The following is a 22,497-nucleotide window of genomic DNA, read 5'->3' on the forward strand; positions in this document are numbered from 1 at the left end:
TCGACTTGGTCGACAATGCGGCACGGCAGAGCCGGGGTCAAGTGTCTGATCGGTGGATGGGACGCCCGCAGGTCGGCGTCGAGGCGTCCGCCCGGGGAGGCGTCAGATCCAGGCGCGCGGGTCGGCGGCCAGCTCGGTGACCCGCGCGGGCAGCGCCCCCGCGGCCACGTCGGCGACGCTGACCAGTTCCAGGATCTCGCGCTCGCTGGCGCGCAGCGCGATCCAGACCTCCTGGAGGGCGCGGGCCGGACCGTGGTAGCCGAGCTGTTCGGGGCGCTGCCCCCGCACGTGCGCGAGCGGCCCGTCGATCACCCGGATCACCTCCGCGAGAGAGATCTCCTCGGCCGGGCGGGCCAGCCAGTAGCCACCCTCCGGACCGCGCTGGGCGTGCACGATGCCACCCCGGCGCAGCTGCAACAGGATGCTCTCCAGGAACTTCGGCGGGATCTCCTGCGCACGGGCGATCTGGTCGGCGGTGACCGGCCGGCCCCGCCCGGGGCCGCTGGCCGTCGCGGCCAGCTCGGCGGCCGCGCGGAGGGCGTAGTCGACCCGGGCGGAGAGACGCATGCCGGCAAGGTTAGCCCGCAGGTCATCCGCCGGTACCGGCGACCCTCAACCGATCGGCCACGCATCGACCGACAACCAATTACGCCGCGCACCTTGATCCATTAACCGGTGGGGCCCGAAAGGCCGATTCCGAACGTCCCTATGCTGGGCGGGTAGTACGCCTGTCCGGCCGGTTGATGGAGTTCGGACCGGACGTTGATTAACCCCGGGGGAAGGCAACACGATGACCGATGTCGCCACACGCACCTGGGATGGCATGACCATCCCGATCGCCGGCACCTACCGCCTCGATCAGGCGCACAAGCGGATCGGTTTCCTGTCCCGTCACATGATGGTGAGCCCCGTGCGCGGCGAGTTCGCCGAGGCGACCGCAGAGATCACGGTCGGGGAGGATCCGCTGCGTTCCGGGGTGACCGCCACGATCGCGTCGGCGAGCATCTCCACCGGCAGCGCCGACCGGGACACTCACCTGAAAAACGCCGATTTCCTCGACGTGGAGCGTTATCCCACTCTCGAATATCGAAGCACGGGCATCACGTGGCAGAGCAACGACGACCCGATTTTCTACTGGGCGCGCCTGCGCAACCACCGACTCGGCGGACGAGGCAGAAGTCACAATCCGCCGCCGCAGTCCGAGCCCAATCGTTTCGTGCTCGCCGGTGAGTTGACGGTGAAGGGAATCACCCGTGCGGTGGACCTACAGGTGAATTTCGGCGGCGCGCGGCGTGATCCGTACGGGCAGAACATCTTCGGATTCAGCGCGACCGCCGAGATCAACCGTGAGGACTACGGCCTGCTCTGGAACGTCGCCCTGGAGAGCGGCGGCGTCCTCGTCGGCAAGACCGTGCAGATCGAGATCGCCGGTGAGGCCATCCACCAGGCGTGACCGGTCGGGTCAGGCGCCGACGCGGCGCAGCAGACCCTCCTGGACGGCGCTGGCGATCTGCCGGCCGTCCGTGGTGAACATCCGCCCGGTCGCCAGCCCTCGCGCGCCGGACGCCGACGGGCTCCAGCAGTCGTAGAGGAACCACTCGTCGGCACGGAACGGCCGGTGGAACCACAGCGCGTGGTCCAGGCTCGCGCCGACCAGGCCGCCCGGCCCCCACACCTCGCCGTGCACGGAGAGCACCGAGTCCAGCAGGGTGAGGTCGGAGGCGTAGGTGAGCGCGCACGCGTGCAGCAGCGGGTCGTCGGGCAACTTGCCGTCGATGCGCATCCAGACCCGCTGGTGCGGGTCGGCCGGTCGGTCGCCGGGGCGGACCCAGCCGGGCTCCCCCACGTAGCGCACGTCGATCGGGCGGGGGATCTGCCCCCACATGCCCAGGCGCTCGGGGTAGCGGGAGAGCCGGTCGGACATCGTCGGCACGTCCTGCGGCGGCGGCACGTCCAGCGGGGCCGGGGCCTGGTGGTCCAACCCCTCCTCGGCCCGCTGGAAGGACGCCGACATGAAGAAGATCGGCCTGTCGTGCTGGAGGGCGACCGCGCGACGCACCGAGAACGACCGGCCGTCGCGGATGTTCTCCACCTGGTACTCGATCGGCTCGGCCGGATCGCCGGGGCGGACGAAGTAGCCGTGCAGCGAGTGCACGAAGCGCTCCGGATCCACCGTGCGGCCGGCGGCGACCAGGGCCTGACCGGCAACCTGGCCGCCGTACACCCGCTGTGGACCGACCGGGGGGCTCATCCCCCGGAAGGTCATCTCCCCGGTCGGGTCGAGGTCCAGCACCTCCAGCAGCTGGTCGACAGCCGCCTGGCCGACCGCGACCCGACCATCGCTCACTGCAGCGCCCGCGCCGACGCCGCGTCGACCAGCGAGCCGAGCTGGTGCACGCGCAGCGTGTTCGTCGAGCCGGGGGTGCCGGGCGGGCTGCCCGCCACGATCACCACGTAGTCACCGGGGTTGGCCCGGTCGAGGCCGAGCAGCGCCTGGTCGACCTGACGGAACATGTCGTCGGTGTGCTGCACGAACGGCATCAGGAAGGTCTCCACGCCCCAGGTGAGGGCGAGCTGGTCGCGCACCTCGGGGACCGGCGTGAAGGCCAGCAGCGGCAGGTCGCAGTGCAGGCGGGACAGCCGTCGCACGGTGTCGCCGGTCTGCGAGAACGCGACGAGCGCCTTGGCGTTGATGGCCCGGGCGATCGACGAGGCGGCCACGGTGAGCGCGCCGCCGTGCGTACGCGGGTCGTGCTGCAACCGCGGCACGCCGATCGAACCGGCCTCGGTGGTCGTCACGATCTTGGCCATGGTGCTGACGGTGAGCACCGGATACTTGCCCACGCTGGTCTCGCCGGAGAGCATGACCGCGTCCGCGCCGTCGAGCACGGCGTTGGCCACGTCCGAGGCCTCCGCCCGGGTGGGGCGGGAGTTCTCGATCATGGAGTCGAGCATCTGGGTGGCCACGATGACCGGCTTGGCGTTCTCCCGGCACAGCTGCACGGCGCGCTTCTGCACCAGCGGGACCTCGTCCAACGGCATCTCGACACCGAGGTCGCCACGGGCGACCATCACGCCGTCGAAGGCCAGCACGATGGCCTCGAGGTGCTCCACGGCCTCCGGCTTCTCGACCTTGGCGAGCACCGGGCGGAAGACGCCCTCCTCGGCCATGATGTTGTGCACGAGCTTGATGTCCTCGGCCGAGCGCACGAACGAGAGCGCCACCAGGTCGACACCGAGGCCCAGGGAGAAGCGCAGGTCCTCGGCGTCCTTGTCCGACATGGCGGGCACGCTGACCGCCACGTTCGGCAGCGAGACGCCCTTGTTGTTGGAGACCGGGCCGCCCTCGGTGACGAGGCAGCGGATGTCGTTGCCGGTGACGTCGGTGACCTCGACGGCGACCCGACCATCGTCGATCAGCAGCCGGTCGCCGGGCTTCACCTCGTGCGGCAGCTTGGTGTAGGTGCAGGAGACCCGCTCCTTGGTGCCGAGGATGTCGTCGCCGGTGATCACGACCGAGTCACCGGTGCGCCACTCGTGCGGGCCGTCGGCGAACTTGCCGAGCCGGATCTTGGGGCCTTGCAGGTCGGCGAGGACCGCCACCGGCTTGCCGGCGGCCTCGGACGCCTCCCGGACCAGCCGGTAGACGGCCTCGTGGTCCTCGTGGCTGCCGTGGCTGAAGTTGAGCCTCGCCACGTTCATGCCGGCCTCGACGAGACCCCGGATGCGCTCCGGGGACGAGGTGGCGGGTCCAAGAGTGCAGACGATCTTCGCGCGGCGTGTCACGCCCATCAGGCTAGTCTCTCCTTCAGGTCGGACTCGGGGCCGACCCCTTGCAGGCAGTGGAACAGGTGTCCAACGACGCGTGGCACGCGTCGGGCCGGCGGGCGCAAGCGCACCGGAACGTTGTGGCGACGGGCAACGGCGACCGCGCGCCGGGAATCGTACGCCTCCGCGCGGAGCCGGTGTCGGGCCGCTCCCGGCGACGGCCCTCTGCGACGCCCCCGGGACGGGCCGAGCGGGCACGGCGGTGAGCAGGTCACGCGGCTCGTGCGCCGCCTGGACGGCCGGGGACGGCCGGCCCACGCCGTACGCGCGACGGTAACACCGGCGCCGGCCACGACGCCGTCAGCGGCCTGACACCCGTCTCCGGATCGACGGTCAGTTACCGGCCTTGACCAGCGGAAACTCCAGCGAGCCGGCCGGGCAGAGGAAGGTCAACACGTCCACCCGGTAGAGGCCGGCCTGCACCGCCGGATCGGCCTCCAACACGCTGCGCACGTCCTCGACGCTGCCGGTGCGGGCCAGCCCGAAGCCGATCGGCGGCTCCGGCGTACGGGCCGGACCGTCCACCGAGCCGGAGACCAGGATGATCCCGCTGCGCTGTAGCGCCCGCATGTGCTCGGCGTGCTCGGCCTGCAACCGCTGCACGGTCTCCGGGGGCAGGGCCCGTCCGGCCGCTCCGGGATAGATCACGATGCACTCGTACGTGTCGAGCGCGAAGTCGACCTGCGGCACCTGCGGCATGGCCCTCCCTCCGCCGTCGCGCCGGCCCGGTCCGACGCCGACGCCCGAGCCGGCGTCACCGGCACGCGCCCAGCCTCGCACGCCGAAAGGGGCGGTACCCGCCGCTCCGCGCAACTCCCCCGGGTCGGTCACCGGGACGGACGGCATCCGGACACGGGCACGTGGGCGCACCCGGTGTGGTCACCGGCTACGGTGGACGGTCCAGATGTCGGTGGCGGGAGGTCGGGATGAGTGACGACGGGCCGACGTCGAGCCCTCTGTCGTACGCCGAGGTGACCGACGAGGCGTACGCCACGCGGGCCGCGGCGGACTTCCGGGCCCAGGAGTTCGAGTTCGCGGTGGTGCTCAGCGGGCGCTGTCCCCGGTGCGGCCACGCGAGCGCCACCACGCTCGTCGACGCGATCTACCGCAAGGACGCGGCGACCTCCGACCCGGGCTACCGGACGCTGCTGTGCGAGTGCGAGGCCGAGCACCCGGGGTGCCCCGCCGGGCTGCGGGGCTGCGGGGCGTACTGGACGCTGTGGCTGGAGGTCGAGGCGTGATCCGTCTCCGTCCCGGCCCGCCCGCGACCGTGGCCGACCTACGCGGCGCGCAGCAGCTCGCCGGACTGCTGCGCGGCGAGCTGGAGCGGGTACGCGCGGCGGCGCTGGCCTGGCGCAACGGCCTGGGTGGCCTGCTGGTGGCGCTGGTCGGGTTCAGCCTGATCCGGGGCCGCTCCGACGTGACCACCCTCGCCGCGGGTTGGGGCGCGCTGGTCGGGTTGCTGCTGCTCGCCGCGCTGGCCGCGGGCGTGGCCGGAGCGCTCGCGCTGCTCCGCGCGGCACACGGGCCGCTGACGGTGACCCCGGTGGCGGCTCTCCCGCCGGCCCCGCTGGGCGATCACCGGGAGGCGATGGCGGCGGTCCGGTCCCTGCGCATCGGGGTGGGGCTGGTGCTGCTGTGCACCACGCTGCTGGTCGCCGCCGTCGGCGTGACCTGGTACGCCCCCGGCCGCTGATCCTCCTAGGCTGAGCGGCGCTCAGGGGCCCAGGTGCGCGTAGCCGGCCCAGGTTTCCGGATGGTCGGGTAGGGCGGCGCGCAGGCGGCGGACGGCGGCGTGCAGGGCCACCGCCGCGCGGTCCGGAGCGATCCCTCCGCTGACCGCCAACCCGTCGTACAGGTCGACGCAGAGCCGCACCGTCAGCGCGTCCGAGATGGACCACAACGCGCCGATGACGTGCCGGAAGCCGGCCAGTTGAAAGGCCGTGCCGAGGGTGAGCGCCTCGTCCGGCAGGGCCGCCCCGCCACGTACCGTCTCGCAGGCGGAGAGGACGGCCAGCGCGGCCGGCCGCCCCGCCGGCCGCCACAGGTCGCGGACGCTGAGCGCGCCGCCCGCCAGCTCGAGGCGTCCCCGGGTCGGGAAGCGCAGGTCCTGCGTACCGTGGCAGGACAGGTGCGCGACGGGCTGCTCGGGCAGGGCGTCGAGCACCGTCGCCGGGCCGGCCGCCGGGCCGATGAGCGAACGCACCCGGCCGAGGCGCCGTCGGACGATCTCCTCCTCGCGCGCCACGCCGGGCAGGTCGGCCAGGCCGGGCGTCTGTGGCATGCCGACGAAGAGCGCCGCGTCGACCGGTCCGGGAGCTGTCGGTCCGGCCCGGCGGGCGTGCGTCAGCGCCCGTAGCGAGGCCGTGTAGGACGGCACCACCCGGTCGAGCAGCCCGTCGCCGCCGTCGGCCGGGCCGGCCGCGTGCAGTGGTAGGAGGGTGAGCACGCCCGTGGGGCACCACCACAGCCGGGGCCAGCCACCGTCCGCCGGCTCGGCGTCGGCGGCCGGCGGGGTGGGCAGGGCCACCTCCAGGACGGGTACGGCGATGACGCGCCACAGCCAGTCCAGGGTCTGGGCGACCTCGGCGCGGGCCGCCGCGTGCCGACGTTGTACCTGCGGCGGGGTGACGTCCGCCGCCGAGGGCCCGGTGAGCACCGCGATCGCGCCCAGGAAGCTCGCCGTACGCACGATCAGCTCGGCCAGGGTCAGCTCCGGCAGGGGCACGACGGTGACCCGGCCGTCGGCGACGACCAGCGCGTCGCAGCGCCGGTCGGCGACGTTCACCAGCACCACCGGTCCGTTCGCGGCGGCCCGGGCCAGATCGTCGATGGGCGGCGGGCGGAGGAAGTCGGCGAAGCCGGGCCGGTCGCGGATCTCGGCCAGCAGGTGGCGGCGGCGGGTGGCGAGGTCGTACCGGAGCTCCGGCGTCGTTCCGGTCGCGGCGACCGACCCGCCACGTTCCCACCCGTCCGGCGACACCACCTGGCCCGGCGGCCGCGACCCGAAGCCGTCGAGGGCGGCTTGGAGGTCGGCGAAGCGGTTGGCGAGGCGGGGCGCCCGCGCGCGGAGCGCGGCCAGGTCCGCGCCCGCGTCGTGGGCGCGGGTGAGCAGGACTCCCCGGCCGTATTCGAGCAGCTCGACCGCGCGCTCCGGGCGGTCCAGGGCGATGGCGACCGCCGCCGCGTCGCTGGCCAGGCCGGGGAAGCGTCCGAGCAGGCGGGTCTGGTCGTCGGGGTCCATGCCGTGCCAGGCCACCAGGTCGATCAGCTCGATGGCGGTGGTGTACCCGTCGAGCGCGGCCGGCAGGTCGCCCGCCTGGGCGGCGTGTGCCGCGTACCGGCCGGCGGCTGTCGCCCGCAGCAGCGACGGCGCGGACTCGACGTGGGCGGCGGCGCGCAGCGCGGCGGTCGCCTCGACCAGCGCGCCGGAGTCACCCGCGCCGGTCTCGGCGACCCGCTCCAGGGCGGTGGCCAGGTTGCTCAGGCACATGGCGCGGCCGGGATGCTCGGGGGTCAGCTCGTCGACCGCCTCCCGGTAGGCGGTCAGCATGGCGCTGGCGTCGGCGTCGGCGCGGCCGGCCTGGTGGCGCAGCAGGAGAGCGTTGCCGAGGTTCGTGAGGATCCGGTGCCGGTCCCCGCCGGCCGACGGCCGTCGGCTCAGCCGATCGAGCAGCCGAACCGCCTCGTCCAGTGCCGGCAGGTCACCGTTGAGGCGATGCCGCAGCAGGTGGGCCAGCGCGTGGGTGGCGACCGTCTGGGCGTACTCGGTGGGGTCGGCCTCCTGTTCGGCCAGCTCAACGGCCTCGCGCAGCGCGCCCACGGCGGTGTCGGAGTCCTGGGCGATACCGGTCGCGACCCCGTCCGTGGGCCCGCCGCTCGCGGGCAGCGCGCCGTCGAAGAAGAGTTCGACCCGACGGTTCAGGGCGGAGCCGTAGTTGGTCAGCGCCGGCAGACGGTCCGGATGCCCGGGTGGCGTCGATTCGACCACCCGCGCCAGCACCTCGATCGCCTCGGTCAGGGTCGCCAGGTCCTGCGTCGAGGCGAAGAGCGCCTGCAGCACGAGGCCCAGGTTCGAGCGGTACCGGGGCAGCGACGCGGTGTCCGAATCGGCGGCGGCCACGGCCGATCGCAGCGCGACCGCAGCCGGTTCCAGCAGCGTTGGCTCGCCGGCCAGGTCGGAGAGTTCGCGCAGGGTGTTGCCGAGGTTGTTGAGCACGTGGGGGCGCAGCGGGTCGGCGCGGGGCAGCAGCCGTTCCGCCTCGGTCAGCGCGTCGCGGCCGGCGCGCAGCGCGCTCACCCCGCCGAGGTCGGCGTGGCCCAGGGCGAGCGCGTGGCCGAGATCGGCGAGCCGACGCGCCCGCTGGACGGGGTCCCGGGCGGCGCCCACGGTGGCGCGCAGCACCCGTACCGCCTCGGTGATGTCGTCGGCGCGTCGGCGCCGCTCGTACCGGGTCACCAGCAGACCGCCCGCGACGTGCCGCAGGTCGTCGCCGTCCGTCCCGTCGGGCGTCGACCCGGACGCGGTGGCGGCCCGGTACGCGTCGATCGCCGCGTCGAGGTCGGCCGGGGCGGCGGTGGTGTGGTGCCGCTCGGCGAGCAGGGTGGCGAGGCCGAACTGGGCGGTGCCGGCGAGATCCGGGGCGAGGCCACCGAACCCGGTCAACGCCGACCGGTAGGCCTCGATGGCGGTGTCCCGGTCGGCGGGCATCCGGTCGCGCGCGAACCGCTCGGCGAGCGCGGCGCCGTGCAACGCGGCGACCCGGGGGTCGGCGCTGTCCCGGGCGGCGGCGAAGGCGTCGACGGCCTCGTCGAGGTCACCCGGTCGCCGGTGCAGCCGCCACCGGTCGCGCAGCCGTTGGCCGAGGTTCATCCGCGCCATCGTGCGCACCGGTGTGCCCGGCGCGGCGACCCGGACCGCGTCCCGCAGCGCGGTGATCGTCTCGTCCAGCGCGGCGGGGTCGTGGTCGACGTCGTACGTGTCGCCCAGGACGTTGCCGAGGTTGAACAGCCGTACGGGACGTTCCGGGTCGCCGACGCCGGTCGCCTCCAGGCTCTCCCGGTGCGCCTCGACGGCCCCCGCCAGGGCCCGCCGCCGGCCGAGATGCTGGAACTGGTCGCGGTGGACCCTGCCGAGGGCGGACAGGTAGTGCAGGCGCTCGGGCGCACCTGCCGGCGTACCGGCCAGCGCCTGCCGCAGCAGCACCTCGGCCTGATCAGCCGCCCGGTAGTCGCGGCTGGTCTCGGCGGCGGCCATCAGGAGGACGGCCTCGACGTACCGGGAACTCGCCGTCGCGTCGCGGGCGGTGGTGTCCACTCGGGCGGGCCGGGGGCGCGGCGGCCGACCCGCCGCCTCAGCGGGAGCGGGCCGGGAGCGCAGCAGCTCCAGCAGCGGCGGCGGCACCCGTTCCGGCGCGAAGCGCAGCAGAAACTCGGTGAGCCGCAACGCCTGGTCGAGGTCGTCGGCGTCCTCACCCGACGGCAGTAGCTGATAGCGGTACCAGTGCAGGCCGGCCAGGAGGGACATACCCTCGGCGACCCACTCGGGCAGCGGCCCGTCCGGGGACGTCGCGGTCACCAGGTCGGCGACGGCCTCCGCGTCGCGGATCGCGCCGGAGTCGAGGACCGCCCGTCGATCGCCGGTGGCCCCGAAACGTTCCAGCCGCTCCCGTAGCCGCCCGATCGGGTCGGGTCTGAACCGTCGCCACATCGCGCCTCCCCCGCGCCGGCCGCGCCGACTCGGATCAGGCGTAGCAGACCGGACACGGAGCGCGCTAGCCGTCATCGTGTCCCGGCACACAATTGGGCGGGCCGCGGCATGGTGGACGGATCCCGGGGGACGATCACTGGGGTCGGCGGAGTGTCGTCCGGCCCCCGCCACGGCGAAAGACGATGAAGGATGTGCGTATGGCGACCGACATCAGTAAGCAGCCCGCGAAGGCGTCCGGCACGTACCGGATCGGGGGCGACATCACGGTCAACCGCCTCGGCTACGGGGCGATGCAGATCACCGGCCCGGGCGTGTGGGGCGATCCGAAGGACCCGGCCGAGGCGGTACGGGTGCTGCGTCGGGCGATCGAGCTGGGCGTGACGTTCATCGACACCGCCGACTCGTACGGGCCGTTCGTGTCCGAGATGCTGATCCGCGAGGCTCTGCACCCGTACGCCGACGACCTGGTCATCGCGACCAAGGCCGGCCTGACCCGGTCCGGCCCCGGCGACTGGCGTGCGGTGGGCCGCCCGGAATACCTGCGTCAGCAGTGCGAGCTGAGCCTGCGTCACCTGGGCCTGGACAGCATCCCGCTGTACCAGCTGCACCGGATCGACCCGCTGGTTCCGCTCGCCGACCAGCTCGGCGAGCTGGCGCTGCTGAAGCAGGAAGGCAAGATCCAGCACATCGGGCTGTCCGAGGTCAGCGTGGAGCAGGTCGAGCAGTCGCGGACGATCACTGAGATCGTCTCCGTGCAGAACCTGTACAACCTCGCCAACCGCAGCGCCGAGGACGTGCTGGACTACTGCGAGCGCAACGACCTGGCGTTCATCCCGTGGTACCCGATCGCCACCGGCGAGCTGGCCCGGCCGGGCGGCCCGCTGGACGCGATCTCCAACGCGCACGGCGCGTCGCCCGCGCAGCTCGCGTTGGCCTGGTTGCTGCGTCGGTCGCCGGTGATGCTGCCGATCCCCGGCACGTCGTCGGTGGCGCACCTGGAGGAGAACGTCGGCGCCGCCGACGTACGGCTCACCGACGACGAGTTCGAGGCGTTGGCCAAGGCGAGCTGATTCGCTGGTCCGGACGCCGCCGGTTCAGTCGACGGCGTCCGGGCCGATCTCGCGGGCGGCGCGCAGCGCCTCGGTGGCCTGGGCGGCGCGCAGCGCCTCGGTGGCCTGGGCGGCGCGCAGCGCCTCGGTGGCCTGGGCCAGCAGACGGGCCGAGTCGGTGCGCCCGCTGACCTGCAACTCGACCTCGGTGTCCCCGGACTGGATCCGGATGCTCGCCTCCGTTCGCTGCTGGTCCACCCAGGACTGCAACAGGTTGAACAGCCCTGGCAGCAACCCCTGGGCCAGCACCGCGATGATCACGGCGTCACTGAAGCCGGGCCGTCCCCCGCCACCGCCGGCCGCCCGGACCACCGGCCGGTACTCCGGACGGCGGTGGATCCAGGTCAGCAGGTCGACCGCGGTGGGCTGTCGTTGTCGGGGGTTGATGGTCAGCCGGACGGGCAGCCGCGCGGCGGCGTCGCTGTCGGTCACGGTGGGTCTCCCGGTCAGTCGGAGTCGGAGGCGGCTTGGAAGGTGACGGCATCCCCGTCGGCGGTGGCGAGACCCGCGACGGTCAGCGCGCTGTCGTCACTGAACGGTGAGCTGGTGCCGAAGTACGTGGTGGTGCCGCTGACCTGCACCCGGCCCTGACCTTCCAGTGGGGTGGACACCCGGGCGGTGCTCGGGCCGGTCAGCTCGACGGCGACCTTCGGGTACTCCAGGATCTTCCAGGTGACCTTCTGCGCCGACCCGCCGTAGTAGCGGAACGGGCAGCCCGGCGGTGCGGCGACCGTCTGTTTGGCGCACTCGTCCAACCAGGCGCGTACCCGGGTCTGGACGGCCTCGACCGCCGTCGGCTTGAGCACCGGGGCCAGTTCCAGGATCGCCGATCCCTCCCCCGGGCCGACCAGCAGGGTCTCGGCGGGCGTCTCGCTCAGCGCGCTGGACGGGCCGGTCGCCGTGTACAGGCCGGGCAGCAGCACCAGCGGCGGACCCTCGGTGGCGACCGGTAGCTCCACCCCGTTGAGGCGTACGCCCGGCTCGGCGATCGACGAGTTGAGCGGGATCGGCCCACCGGCCAACCGCCAGCCGTGGAACAGACCGGCGGTGGTCTCCTCCTCGCGCCGCAGGGTGAGGGTGGCCGTCTTCGGCGCATCACCCAGCCGGTACGCCACCGTGGCGGTGGCCGTGTCGTCGTCACGCTCCAGGGAAGTGATCTCGACGTCGGCCGGTGGCTGGTAGCCCTTGCCGCGCAGCAGTTGGGCGAGGAGCTTGTGGTCGGTGCCGTCGCCGGAGTCGGCGAGGTGGTCGAGCGCGGCCTCGCTGTCGCGGTCGGCGAGGGCGGAGAAGAATCCGTCGACCGTCGCCTGGGGGCGGAAGAACGCCCACTGCACCACGCTCAGCCCGCTGGCGCCGAGGCAGGCGACGAGGGCGAGGATGCCGACCAGCAGCCAGGTGCGGCGGGTGCCGACCGGGCCGCTGTGGCCGAACAGCCGCTCGGCGGTGACCGACGCGGCGACGTCGGCGGGTACGCCGGCCTGGGCGGGCGCACCCGCCACCGACGCCCGCTCCAGCGCGTCGAGCCGCAGCTCGTGCGGCGGGTGGGTGGCGCAGACAGCCTCGTCCCAGCCGCTGCGCCCGCTCTCGAAGGAGAGCCGCCGCTCCAGGATGCGTCGCAGCCCGTCGACGTGCCCGGTCAGCACCGCGCCGAGGTCGGCCCGGTACTCGGCGGCCCGTACGTCGCGGGCGTGCAGGGGCAGCACCACGTACCGCATGGTGAGCAGCACCGGCCAGAAGAACAGGAACACCACGAAGTTGGTGGCCGGGTGCGGGAACGTCCGCATCAGCCAGGTCGGCAGGGCGTGGGCGAGGGTGAGTGGCAGGCCGACGCCGCGCACGAAGGCGCTGGTGATCTCGTCCCCGGTGCGCCAGTGCACCAGCTCGTGGCTGAGCAGCGCCGCAACCTCGTCGTCCGGCTCGCCGAGCACGGCGGTGGTGACCACCACGTGTCGGGCGTACGTGCGGGCGTTGCTCAGGACCGGGTCGTCCTCCATGAGCAGCCGGGGCACACTGGGCAGGCCGAGTCGTCGCGCGCAGTCGTCCAGGATCGGGCGCAGTCGTGCGTTCTCGCGGCGGCTGGGCTGGCGCGCGCCGGACACCACCAACAGGCTCGGCTCGAGCAGCACCCGGTACAGCGTGTAGACGACGCCGATCAGCGCCGCCGCGACGACCGTGCCGATCAGGCCGGTGAACAGGGCGAGAGGCTCGTCCACGACGGTCAGCCAGGGCAGCACCAGCACGGCGAGGAAGCCGGCGAGGAAGCCGACCACGAACCCGGCCATGCCGCCCAGCATCCCGCCGGAGCGGCTGAGGAACGCGTCCAGCAGCGAGCCGATCAGTGGCGCGTCGCGCAGCACCGTGGGGAGCTGGTCGTCCGCGCCGGCGCCGCCGGCGAAGAGGCCGACGACGGCGAAGCCGAGACCGCCCCAGAACGCCAGGAGCAGCGCGATCGGCAGGTAGAACCAGGTGGCGACGAACGCGCCGAGCACGCCCCGCCAGTCCCGCAGGATTCCGGCGCGCAGCCAGACCAGGGCGTTCGGGTAACCCGGTGGCCGGTCGGCGAACCCGCCGGTGGGTGGCGGGGTGTCGGCGGCCGGGGGTTCGGCGGCCCGGACGTCGAGCTGCGGCACTGTCGGCGGTGTGCTCTCCGGCGGCACACGCTGCGGCTCGGTCATGCCTGCTGCTCCCTCTCGACGGGTGACGCCCACTGTCGGCAGTGGACGGCCGGAGCAGGTTATCGAGGACGTCTGATGTCTGCCACACCGTTTCCGAGGATCGTCACGCAACCGACACTCGTCGTCGCGGGCCCGGTGCGGCGGTCCCCGCAGGACCGCCGCACCGAAGGGCTCAGACCGCGAGGCAGTTGGGTCGCACCGGGCCGTCGACCAGGGCGCCGCGCACGATGGTGTACGCCGTGCCGTCGAGCACCAGGCCCAGGTGCCCCACCACCCGCAGCGGGCAGTACGCCTGGATGAGAACGTTCGTCGCGCCGTCGTTGACGACGGCGTTGCCGGTCGGCCGCACCAGTTCGTCCTGGAGCGTGCGGATGGTGGTGTAGCGCCCCGAGCCGGGGGTGTCGTCGCCGGAGTTGAGGTCGGCGAGGAACGCCGATCCGATGGTCATCTGTTGGCAGGCGACGATGCCCGCGCAGCTCCCGAGGCCGAGGAACGCCACGATGTTGGCGACGTACGTGCCGTACTGGGGTGTGCCCAGGCTGACGTAGCGGCCGATGGTGGCGGTGCCGCCGAGTCGTTTGAGGTAGTAGCGGCTGACCAGCCCGCCCTCGGAGTGGGCGACGACGTCGACGCTCGCCGCGCCGGTGCTGGCGCGCACCTGCTCGACGTACCCGGCGAACGCGCGGGCCGAGGCGGGGATGTCACCGAGGCCCAGTCCGGGCAGCTGGTAGATGAAGGTCCGGTAGCCGTCGGCGCGCAGCCGGGCGGCGATCGGTTCGTACGCGACGGCGACGCCGCTGAGCCCGCCGACCACGATGACCGGGTTGGCGACGGCGGCGGCGGTGGTCGCGGCCGGGACGACGGGGGCGGCGATCGCGGTTCCCGCCGAGGCGAGGAGGGCGGCGGTGGCCAGGGACACGACGAGGACGGTCTTTCGGAGCAGCATGGCTGCACCTCCGGGGGGAGGCGCCCGACGATCCGGGCAGGTGGGTGGGGGTGTCCGGTCGACCGTGCGACGATGATGCCCGCAACAATTCGGCAACGTCAATGACTTGTTACGCGCCAGTAACCCGTTGTCTCGTCGACGGCGCAAACCGGCAAATCGCTCGCACTCCACAGCGGACACCGAGGGGCACCCGCACACCCCCGCCCGTCGACGACCGGTGGCATGCTGTGGCCGTGGCCGCCGACGAACCCCCCGAACGCCAGTTGCGGGTGATGCCCTGGTGGCTGGTCCTGGTCGGCCTGCTGCTCGCCGCCGTACTGGGCTGGCTGGTGCTCGGCCTGCTGCTCACCGAGGCCGACCGGGCCGTCCAGCAGGACACCCGGGCCACGCTGCGCATCGACGCGATCCGCACCGGCCTGACCGTGGTCGCCGGCACCGGCGGAGGGCTGGCCCTGCTGCTGGCCGCGCGCCGGCAGTGGATCGCCGAGCGGGCCCAGCGCCACCAGGAGACCGTCGCCGCCCGCGACCAGGCCCACCGGGACCGGGTGCAGGCACACGCCGAGTCGGTGGCCGAGGCCGCACAGCGCCAGCAGGACCGGCAGTCGACGGCCGCCGAACACGACGCGGCCGAACGCCGGCTCACCGAGCTCTACACCCGGGCGGTCGAGCTGCTCGGCAACGACAGCGCGGCGGTACGCCTCGGCGGGCTGCACGCGCTGGAGCGCCTCGGGCAGGACAATCCGTCACAGCGGTCGACGATCGTGGCGGTGCTCTGCGCGTACCTGCGGATGTCCCCGCCGGACGACGAGCCGCGCGAGACGGAGGTCCGGCGCACCGCGCAGCGGGTCCTGACCCGGCACCTGCGCGAGCACGACGAGACGGCGCACTGGCCGGGCGTCGTGCTGGACCTGAGCGGCGCGGCGCTCGTCGACTTCGACGCGGCGGGCTGCACGCTCACCGACGCGACCTTCACGGGAGCGACGTTCACCGGCGCGACCAGCTTCGCGGGCGCGACGACGACGGGACGGCTGCTGCTACGAGCGGCGAGCTTCGGCGACCTGGCCCTCGACGGCCTCACGGCCGGCGGCGAGGTGGTCCTGGACGACGCCCGCGTCCAGGGCCTCGCGAGCTTCGAGGGGGCCGATTTCGCCGACGGACTGTACTGCCGGCGGTCCCGCTTCGCCGGGCAGACCTCGTTCCGCGGGGCGACGTTCGGTCAGCCCAGCAGCTTCGACGCGACCCGCTTCGAGAACGACACCACCTTCCGGGAGTCGGTCTTCGACGGCGCCCTGTCCATGGAGCACAGCGAGTTCGGCGAGTCGGCCAGCTTCTACTCCGCCCGTTTCGCGAACATGGCGCTGTTCCGCTGGACGGTCTTCGAAGGGGAGGCGTCGTTCGACCGTGCCCGCTTCACCGACGCCGCGAACTTCGGCCGGGCCCGGTTCCACCGCATGGCCAGTTTCCGCGACACGCAGTTCAGCCGGCCACCCCAGGTGGAGCAGGCCCGGGCGGTCGTCGATCCCGGCCACCGGTGGCCGACGGGCACGGTGGTCAGACGCTTGGACGACGAGTGGCTGGTGCTCGTCGACGAGTGAGCCTCGTCAGCGGGTGGCGGCCTTCGGGCGCAACCCGTCGAGGGCCACACCGAGGACCCGGTCGCGCTGCTCGGGCGAGGGGAACTGGGCCATCGTGAGCCCGCTGATCAGGCGCACCACGTCGTCGAAGCCGACGTCGTCGCGGACCACGCCGGCCGCCTGGGCGCGACGCATGAGCGGCTCGCCGGCGGCGTAGATCTCCGTCCGGCAGGTCCCGAAGATCTCCGAGTCGTGCAGCAACTGCTCGGCGAGCGCCCGCTTCGTGGCGACGTACGCGACGAAGCGGTGCAGCCAGGCGACGAGGGCGTCCCACGGGGGCAGCTCGGCCAGGTCCTCCGCCGACCGACTGAGCGCCCGGACCTCCTCCACGTAGACGGCCTCGAAGAGGTGCCGCCGGGTCGGGAAGTTGCGATAGAGGGTCCCGATGCCCACCCCGGCCCGGCGGGCCACGTCCTCCAGGGAGGCGGCCGCGCCGTTCTCGGCGAACGCGTCACGTGCCGCGGCGATCAGGGCGTCGTAGTTGCGCCGCGCGTCGGCCCGCTTGGGCCGCTGGGCGAAAACCTCGGGCACCCCCGCGCTGGTCATGACGTGCGTCACCTCATCCTGGTTGCATCCGGAGGCAACCCTCCGCTAGCTTAGTGGAGGCACCCCTCCGGAACTCCCGGAGGCCTGCCTCCGGATAGCTTACCTCGGGAACCGCCCGATCCGCCTGGCCACCCGATCGCCCGGACCCGACAACCCGCCCGCCGCCGACGACGGGTGACAGACGCCTCCTTCCGTACCATTTCAGGAGTTTTCTCTCGTGGCAGTGACCTCCCGACGCAGCTCGCGTCGGCTCACCTTCACCGTGCTCGCGGCCGGCGCCGGATTCTTCGCGATGCTCCAGTCGCTGATCACCCCGGTGCTGCCGACCATCCAGCAGGATCTGCACACCTCCCAGAACACCGTGACCTGGGTCCTGACCGCCTACCTGCTCTCCGCCTCGATCTTCACGCCGATCCTCGGACGGGTCGGTGACATGGTCGGCAAGGAGCGGATGCTCGTCGTCTCGCTCGCCGCCCTCGCCCTCGGCTGCCTGGTGGCCGCCATCGCGCCGAACATCGGCGTGCTCATCGTCGCCCGGGTCGTGCAGGGCATCGGCGGCGCGGTCTTCCCGCTGTCGTTCGGCATCATCCGCGACGAGTTCCCCGCCGCGCGGGTCTCCGGCGCGGTCGCCGCCATCTCGGCGATCGTCGCCGCCGGCGGTGGCCTGGGCGTCGTCCTGGCCGGCCCGATCGTCACCGCGCTGGACTACCGGTGGCTGTTCTGGATCCCGCTGGTCGTGGTGGGGCTGACCGCCGTCGCCGCGTACCTGTTCATCCCCGAGTCCCCGGTGCGTACCCCCGGTCGGATCGACTGGCGGGCCACCCTGCTGCTCTCCGGCTGGTTGGTCGCGCTGCTCCTGCCGATCAGCCAGGGCGCGGCCTGGGGCTGGACCAGCACCCGGGTGCTCGGCCTGCTCGCCCTCGCCGTGGTGCTGCTGGCCGGCTGGCTGACCGCCGAACTGCGCTCGGCCAACCCGCTGATCGACATGCGGATGATGCGCCTGCCCGGCGTCTGGACCACCAACCTGGTCGCCCTGCTCTACGGCGGATCGATGTTCTCCGTGTACGCGTTCCTGCCCCAGTTCGTGCAGACCCCGACCGCGGCCGGCTACGGCTTCGGCGCCAGCATCAGCCAGGCCGGTCTGCTCATGCTGCCGATGCTCGTCGCGATGTTCGTCGCGGGCATCCTCGCCGGCCGGCTCCAGGCCGTGTTCAGCGCCAAGGCGCAGCTCGCCACCGGCGCGGCGTTCAACGTGGCGGCGTCGGCGATGCTCGCCGCCGCGCACGCCACCCGCTGGGAGGTCGCCGTCGCCGGTGGCCTGGTCGGCCTCGGCATCGGCCTGGCCTTCGCGTCGATGGCCAACCTCATCGTCGCCAGCGTGCCCGCCAGCCAGACCGGCGTGGCGACCGGCATGAACGCCAACATCCGGACCATCGGCGGCGCGATCGGCGCGGCCGTGGTCAGCGGCGTGATCACCGCCCACCCGCAGGCCAGCGGCCTGCCCCGGGAGGCCGGCTTCACGGCGGGGTTTCTCCTCCTCACCGCGATCGCCCTCGCCGCCGCGCTCGCGGCCCTCGCCGTCCCGTCCGCCCGGCGGGCGTCGGCCGGTCGCCGGCCGTCCGCCACGACGATCGTCGAGTCCGAGCTAGCCGGCGAGTTCGCCACCATGCCGGCCACCCGCTGAGGCCCGCGTCGCAGCCCGGGCGGTTCGCCGCCCGGGCTGCGCCGTGTGTCGGAGTACGCTGGCCGGTCGTCACCCGTCGTTCGTCAGGATGTGCCATGCCCGACTTGCTCACCGCCGACCGTATCGACGAGATCGGCGCCCTCGGATCGGGGAGCCCCGACCCGGCGGCGCTGGTCACCGAGCTGGTGAGCGCCGTCGACGAGGGACGGGTGGCCGACCCCGCCGACACCGGGTACGCCCTGCTGGTCGCCGCGGACATCCTGGACCGGGCGGGTGACCTGGCCGACGCGCTCGCCCTGGCCACCCGCGCCATCGCCGAACAGCCCGACGACAACACCCATGTCCGCGCCGTGCGCGGCGGCCTGCTGCTGCGCCTCGGCCGAGTCGACGAGGGCCTGGCGGAGCTGTCCGAGCTGCGTCCGCTGCTGGAGACCGACCCCGACGCCGTCCACCTGGTCGACAAGCTGACCGAAGCCGGCCACGCCGAGATGGCGGTCGAATGGCTCACCGCGGCGCTCGACGCGATGGTGGACCGCAGCCGCACCCACCAGCACGAGTCCGAGGACGCCCAGGACACCGCCGCCGCAATGATCTACGGGTTGGCCCAGCGGCGGCACGACCTGCGCGAAGAGTTGGGCCTGCCGCACGACGAGCACGACACCCTCGCCGACCGGCTGCGCGACGTGGCCAGCCATGCCGCAGACACGCTCGACGACGGTCCGGCGACGCTGCTGTTCTGGCCGAAGCCGGAGTTCGACGCGCTGCTGGCGCGCTGGCCGGCCCTGGCCGAGAGCTATCCGAGCACCTGGGACGAGCACCGCGCCCAGATCGAGCGCGGCCTCGTCGACGCGTCCGGGCTCGGCGGCGGCGACCTTGGCATCGTGGCGGGCAGCGTCGAGACTCTGGCGGCCTTCGCGGGCGCCGACCCCATCGACGAGGAGACCCTCGACGAGTACGCCGACAGCCTCGACGACGCGGGCATCACCTCCTGGCCACCGGGCCGCAACGACTCCTGCTGGTGCGGATCGGGTACCAAGTACAAGAAGTGCTGCCTGCCCCGCTCGCGCGCCTGATCGCGCGCCGCGCCTGATCGCTGCCGCGCCGTTGCGCGGCTCCCGGGGAGCGATGTCCCCCGAGTCTCTGATGCCTGTGAGTCATCAAGATGACTCACAGGCATCACGCTCACCCGTCCAACCGCCCCCAGCCGACGGCCAGCCGGCACCGGCACGATCGATCGATGGTGGCGAGTCCCGGCGATGGCTACCGTGACCGTGGAAACGCACCCACTCCATCGAGGAGGACCGCCGTGCGCCGCGTCACCACCACCATCGCCCTGCTCTGCCTGTCCCTGTTCGCGCTGCTCGTACCGACCCCGGCGAGCGCGGCCAGCACCGTCGAGGTCACCTCGGCGAAACTGATCGCACGCGGCGTCGCCGTCGACCTCACCCTCACGGTGACCTGCGAGGCCGGCCGATCCGCCGGCGCGGAGATCAGTTTGCGTCAGCGCTCCGGCGACAACGTCGCGTACGGCAGCGGCGGGCTGCTCTTCAGCTGCACCGGCGTTCCGCAGGCCGTGACCGGCCGGGTGTACGCGGAGAGCGGCGGCTTCGCCTTCAACCGGGGCATCGCGCTCGCCACCGGGAGCGTGTCGCTGTGCACCCCAATCGACTGCGACTACTCGCCGCGTATCGAGGGCGAGGTCCGCGTCACCCGCTGACCGTCACCGGAGTGCTCGCGGCAACTCCCCCGCGAGCACTCCGGCCTCGTCAGCTATCCGTCGGCTGAGGTGGTGGGTGGGTTGTGCCACCACCACTCGTGCTCAGTTCCCCAGCGCGCGGACCTTGGCGATCGTCTCCTGGACGTGCTGCTTGGCCGGCTCGCCGCCCTGGGAGGCCTGCGCCAACGCCTGCCGGTACGCGTCGATCATGCCGACCAGCGGCCCGGCGGCGACGCCCTCCAGCGCGCCGGCCACGAGGCTCCGCGCCTCGGCCGCGTCCTGTGCCGCCGCTGCCGTCTTGGCCTTCGCCTCGTCGAGCTTCTGCGACGCGGCCGCCAACCTCGCGATGATCTGCGCTGCGCTCACGCGCACCCTCCCCCTGGTCGACCATCGCCTCCACCACCACACCGGCGGAGACCACAAGGGAGCGTACGAGATCCGCGCACAGAGTGCGACCGCTCGATCGCCCAGTCGTTCGCGAAGATCACCTGATGCTGACCAGTCACCGCCGGCGTCCGACGAACTGGTACGCATCAAGTGATCAAGACTCGCATCACCGGGTGGCGGCGCTCGGCCATTTTCCGCCGGATCTGGCACTCTGGCGGGCGTCACGACGGGGAGGAAGGTACGCCGGGTGGAAGCGCTGAGCCCCACGCAGCGGCCACTGGACCGCGATCAGGTGCGTCGCTACGTGCAGGCGTCCTTCGGCGCGGGCCACCCGATGGCGGACTGCGGGCCGATCACGGGTGGCGGCTTCGCGTCGGTGTGGTGGGTGGCGCTCGACGACGGGCGCGAGGTGGTGCTGAAGGTGGCGCCCCGGGCCGACGTGCCGCTGCTGCGCTACGAGCAGGGTCTGTGCGCGGCCGAGGCGCGGTACTTCCGCCTCGTGTCCAGGCGCGTGCCGCAGGTGCCCGTGCCGCCGTTGCTGCACCACGGCGACGATCCGGAACTCGGCGAGTGGCTGGCCAGTGGCCTGATTCCCGGCCGTTCGCTGCGGGAGTGGGCAGAGTCGGAACAGTACCTCGACGACGCCCCCGCCCGGTACGAGTTCGGAGCCGCGATCGCCGCGCTGCACCGGGTCAGCGGCGACCGCTACGGGTACGACGGTGGCCGGGCCAGCGGCGCGACGTGGCGCGAGGCGTTCACCGCCATGCTCGACGGGCTGCTGGCCGACGCGGCGGACTGGGACGTCCGGCTGCCCACCTCGCCGGAGAAGATTCGGAAGCTGCCCGAGCGGTACGCGTCGGTGCTGGACGAGGTACGCCGGCCGGCGCTGCTGCACTTCGACGGCTGGGACGGCAACGTGCTCGCCGAGGCCGAACCCGAGCCCGAGCCCGAGGCCGACGGCAAGCTGCGCCTGCGCGGGATCGTCGACGGTGAACGGTTCCTCTTCGGCGACCCGCTGATGGACCTGGTGTCGCCCCTGATCTACCGGCGGGTGGAGGACGAACCGGACAACCCGTTCCTGCGGGGCTACCGGGCCGCCGCGACCGATCCGGTGGTCTTCGACGAGGCCACCCTGCGTCGGCTCAGCCTGTACCGCCTGCACCTGTACCTGTTGATGACGGTCGAGATGCCCAGCCGGGGAATCACCCGCCAGAACCGGCCGGACCGGTTCGAGCGACTGGCCGACCTGTTGGATCACGAGCTGACCGAGCTGCGGCGGGCGAGCCCGTCGGCCCTCGGCTGACGGCAGCGCGGCTCGGACGACGGTCGTCAGCGCAAGGCGCGGAACAGTAGCAGGTAGCCGCAGTAGCCCAGCGGCACCAGCAGGAAGCAGATAGCGAACCCGAGCGGCAGGTACCGCGGCGGCGTGCCAGCGACCATGGCGGGCCTCCCCCACCGCCCCAGCACCAGATAGCCCGCGAAGAACGCCAGCGCCGGCAGGCCCGCGCAGATCCACGCGCCGAGGGTGAAGCCGTCGACCAGCCCGATCCCGGACGCGAGCACCAGCGTCAGCATGAACACCCCGGCCGCCGCCCCGCAGGCCGCGTAGACGGCGACCGCCCGCGCCAGCGGCGACCACGTCGGCAGCAGCGCCGGTCGCTGGGCCAGCAGCTCGGCCTGCTGCCCGTGCCGGTCGGCCTCGTCGGCCATCCGCCGGGCCAGCTCCAGCTCCACCACCGGGTCGACCGCCGCCGCGCGCTGCGTGGGCACCCCGCCGCCCGCCGGGCTCACGGCCGTCGGCAGCGCCAGCCGCGCCTGGCCCGCCGGCAGTTCGGGGTACGCCCCGACACCCGCCCGCCCCGGCGCGCCGGCTGCGCCGGCGAAATCCCCGTCCCCAGCCTCGGGCGCCGCGGACGGACCGAACCCGACAGGCGGGCCGGGTGCCGCAGACGGACCGGACCCGGCAGGTGGGGCCGGCCAGGTGGCGGGGTCACTCGGTGGGCCGGGCGGGAACGGTGGGCCGGGCGGGGCACCGGCGGCACCGGCGTCCGGCGGCGGAGCAGCCGGTGGCTGGTCGACGCCGATCGCGCGACCGAGCTGGTCGAGACGCTGCCCCTGGGCGGTCAGCCGCTGGTGCAGGTAGTCGGCGGCGGCGTGCAGGTCGCGGCGGCGCGCGGACTCGGCGGCGGCGTCCCGCACACCGGCGCGGCGGTGCTCGGCGAGCTGTCGGGCCAGCGCCGCGTACTCCTCGAAGGACACCG

Annotated in this window: 20 protein-coding genes; 9 read left to right on the forward strand and 11 right to left on the reverse strand. The window is 73.3% G+C overall.

Annotation, left to right across the window (positions count from 1 at the left end; all coding sequences use genetic code 11):
* Positions 1-102: 102 nt before the first annotated feature.
* Complete coding sequence (locus ACIBTX_RS21070) at positions 103-567, reverse strand: Rrf2 family transcriptional regulator (RefSeq protein ID WP_030334362.1); 465 nt, start codon at positions 565-567, stop codon at positions 103-105.
* A 223-nt stretch (positions 568-790) separates the two neighbouring features.
* Here ACIBTX_RS21070 and ACIBTX_RS21075 point away from each other — a divergent pair, with 223 nt between their 5' ends.
* Positions 791-1,453, forward strand: coding sequence for a YceI family protein (locus tag ACIBTX_RS21075; protein ID WP_396832871.1), 663 nt, complete (start codon positions 791-793; stop codon positions 1,451-1,453).
* 9 nt (positions 1,454-1,462) lie between these two features.
* Here the strand turns inward: ACIBTX_RS21075 and ACIBTX_RS21080 are convergent, their stop codons facing one another.
* The 3 genes from ACIBTX_RS21080 to ACIBTX_RS21090 all read right to left on the reverse strand — a co-directional run bounded on the left by ACIBTX_RS21080 (position 1,463) and on the right by ACIBTX_RS21090 (position 4,527).
* Positions 1,463-2,347, reverse strand: a complete 885-nt coding sequence (locus ACIBTX_RS21080; RefSeq protein WP_357170780.1) for an acyl-CoA thioesterase II — start codon at positions 2,345-2,347, stop codon at positions 1,463-1,465.
* Positions 2,344-3,792 carry a pyruvate kinase gene (pyk, locus tag ACIBTX_RS21085; protein ID WP_355049534.1) on the reverse strand — a complete coding sequence of 483 codons (1,449 nt, stop codon included), beginning with the start codon at positions 3,790-3,792 and terminating at the stop codon, positions 2,344-2,346. Before pyk ends, ACIBTX_RS21080 begins: the two co-directional genes overlap by 4 nt.
* 369 nt (positions 3,793-4,161) lie before the next feature.
* Positions 4,162-4,527: a YciI family protein gene (locus tag ACIBTX_RS21090; RefSeq protein WP_355049533.1), complete on the reverse strand. Its 366-nt coding sequence runs from the start codon at positions 4,525-4,527 to the stop codon at positions 4,162-4,164.
* A 227-nt stretch (positions 4,528-4,754) separates the two neighbouring features.
* Between ACIBTX_RS21090 and ACIBTX_RS21095 the strand changes: the two genes are divergently transcribed.
* Together ACIBTX_RS21095 and ACIBTX_RS21100 are read left to right on the forward strand one after the other, a co-directional pair.
* The gene (locus ACIBTX_RS21095) at positions 4,755-5,069 is read left to right on the forward strand and encodes a hypothetical protein (RefSeq protein WP_357127151.1); all 315 of its coding nucleotides are present in this window, start codon (positions 4,755-4,757) and stop codon (positions 5,067-5,069) included.
* Positions 5,066-5,524, forward strand: coding sequence for a hypothetical protein (locus ACIBTX_RS21100; protein ID WP_355049531.1), 459 nt, complete (start codon positions 5,066-5,068; stop codon positions 5,522-5,524). Before ACIBTX_RS21095 ends, ACIBTX_RS21100 begins: the two co-directional genes overlap by 4 nt.
* Positions 5,525-5,545: 21 nt before the next feature.
* Here ACIBTX_RS21100 and ACIBTX_RS21105 read toward each other — a convergent pair whose 3' ends face one another.
* Positions 5,546-9,538: a CHAT domain-containing protein gene (locus ACIBTX_RS21105; RefSeq protein ID WP_396832872.1), complete on the reverse strand. Its 3,993-nt coding sequence runs from the start codon at positions 9,536-9,538 to the stop codon at positions 5,546-5,548.
* Between the two features lie 197 nt (positions 9,539-9,735).
* On the opposite strand from ACIBTX_RS21105, the gene ACIBTX_RS21110 reads away from it, so the two are divergent.
* Positions 9,736-10,608 carry an aldo/keto reductase gene (locus ACIBTX_RS21110; protein ID WP_396832873.1) on the forward strand — a complete coding sequence of 291 codons (873 nt, stop codon included), beginning with the start codon at positions 9,736-9,738 and terminating at the stop codon, positions 10,606-10,608.
* A gap of 24 nt (positions 10,609-10,632) precedes the next feature.
* Here the strand turns inward: ACIBTX_RS21110 and ACIBTX_RS21115 are convergent, their stop codons facing one another.
* The 3 genes from ACIBTX_RS21115 to ACIBTX_RS21125 all read right to left on the reverse strand — a co-directional run bounded on the left by ACIBTX_RS21115 (position 10,633) and on the right by ACIBTX_RS21125 (position 14,268).
* Complete coding sequence (locus ACIBTX_RS21115; RefSeq protein ID WP_396832874.1) at positions 10,633-11,079, reverse strand: hypothetical protein; 447 nt, start codon at positions 11,077-11,079, stop codon at positions 10,633-10,635.
* A 14-nt stretch (positions 11,080-11,093) separates the two neighbouring features.
* On the reverse strand, positions 11,094-13,322 hold the full coding sequence (locus tag ACIBTX_RS21120) for a M48 family metalloprotease (protein WP_396832875.1): 2,229 nt from the start codon (positions 13,320-13,322) through the stop codon (positions 11,094-11,096).
* A 172-nt stretch (positions 13,323-13,494) separates the two neighbouring features.
* Positions 13,495-14,268, reverse strand: a complete 774-nt coding sequence (locus ACIBTX_RS21125; protein WP_396832876.1) for an esterase/lipase family protein — start codon at positions 14,266-14,268, stop codon at positions 13,495-13,497.
* A gap of 233 nt (positions 14,269-14,501) precedes the next feature.
* Here ACIBTX_RS21125 and ACIBTX_RS21130 point away from each other — a divergent pair, with 233 nt between their 5' ends.
* A complete protein-coding gene (locus tag ACIBTX_RS21130; protein WP_396832877.1) occupies positions 14,502-15,863 on the forward strand; it encodes a pentapeptide repeat-containing protein in 1,362 nt (453 codons plus the stop codon).
* 6 nt (positions 15,864-15,869) lie between these two features.
* On the opposite strand, the gene ACIBTX_RS21135 is transcribed toward ACIBTX_RS21130, so the two are convergent.
* Complete coding sequence (locus ACIBTX_RS21135) at positions 15,870-16,448, reverse strand: helix-turn-helix domain-containing protein (RefSeq protein WP_357127127.1); 579 nt, start codon at positions 16,446-16,448, stop codon at positions 15,870-15,872.
* A gap of 217 nt (positions 16,449-16,665) precedes the next feature.
* On the opposite strand from ACIBTX_RS21135, the gene ACIBTX_RS21140 reads away from it, so the two are divergent.
* The 3 genes from ACIBTX_RS21140 (at position 16,666) to ACIBTX_RS21150 (ending at position 19,849) form a co-directional block, all read left to right on the forward strand.
* Positions 16,666-18,132 (forward strand): MFS transporter, encoded by a 1,467-nt coding sequence (locus ACIBTX_RS21140; RefSeq protein ID WP_357127124.1) that lies wholly within the window; start codon positions 16,666-16,668, stop codon positions 18,130-18,132.
* A 95-nt stretch (positions 18,133-18,227) separates the two neighbouring features.
* On the forward strand, positions 18,228-19,205 hold the full coding sequence (locus ACIBTX_RS21145; protein ID WP_396832878.1) for an SEC-C domain-containing protein: 978 nt from the start codon (positions 18,228-18,230) through the stop codon (positions 19,203-19,205).
* Positions 19,206-19,438: 233 nt separating this feature from the next.
* Entirely contained in the window at positions 19,439-19,849 is a 411-nt protein-coding gene (locus ACIBTX_RS21150) for a hypothetical protein (RefSeq protein ID WP_396832879.1), read from the forward strand.
* A 102-nt stretch (positions 19,850-19,951) separates the two neighbouring features.
* Here the strand turns inward: ACIBTX_RS21150 and ACIBTX_RS21155 are convergent, their stop codons facing one another.
* On the reverse strand, positions 19,952-20,215 hold the full coding sequence (locus ACIBTX_RS21155; RefSeq protein WP_007462863.1) for a DUF6244 family protein: 264 nt from the start codon (positions 20,213-20,215) through the stop codon (positions 19,952-19,954).
* A 268-nt stretch (positions 20,216-20,483) separates the two neighbouring features.
* Here ACIBTX_RS21155 and ACIBTX_RS21160 point away from each other — a divergent pair, with 268 nt between their 5' ends.
* Complete coding sequence (locus ACIBTX_RS21160) at positions 20,484-21,539, forward strand: aminoglycoside phosphotransferase family protein (RefSeq protein ID WP_363660746.1); 1,056 nt, start codon at positions 20,484-20,486, stop codon at positions 21,537-21,539.
* 26 nt (positions 21,540-21,565) lie between these two features.
* Here ACIBTX_RS21160 and ACIBTX_RS21165 read toward each other — a convergent pair whose 3' ends face one another.
* On the reverse strand, positions 21,566-22,495 hold the full coding sequence (locus ACIBTX_RS21165; RefSeq protein WP_396832880.1) for a hypothetical protein: 930 nt from the start codon (positions 22,493-22,495) through the stop codon (positions 21,566-21,568).
* Positions 22,496-22,497 lie beyond the last annotated feature (2 nt).

Origin of the sequence: Micromonospora sp. NPDC049359, assembly GCF_044466585.1 — a bacterium.
GTDB lineage: Bacteria > Actinomycetota > Actinomycetes > Mycobacteriales > Micromonosporaceae > Micromonospora.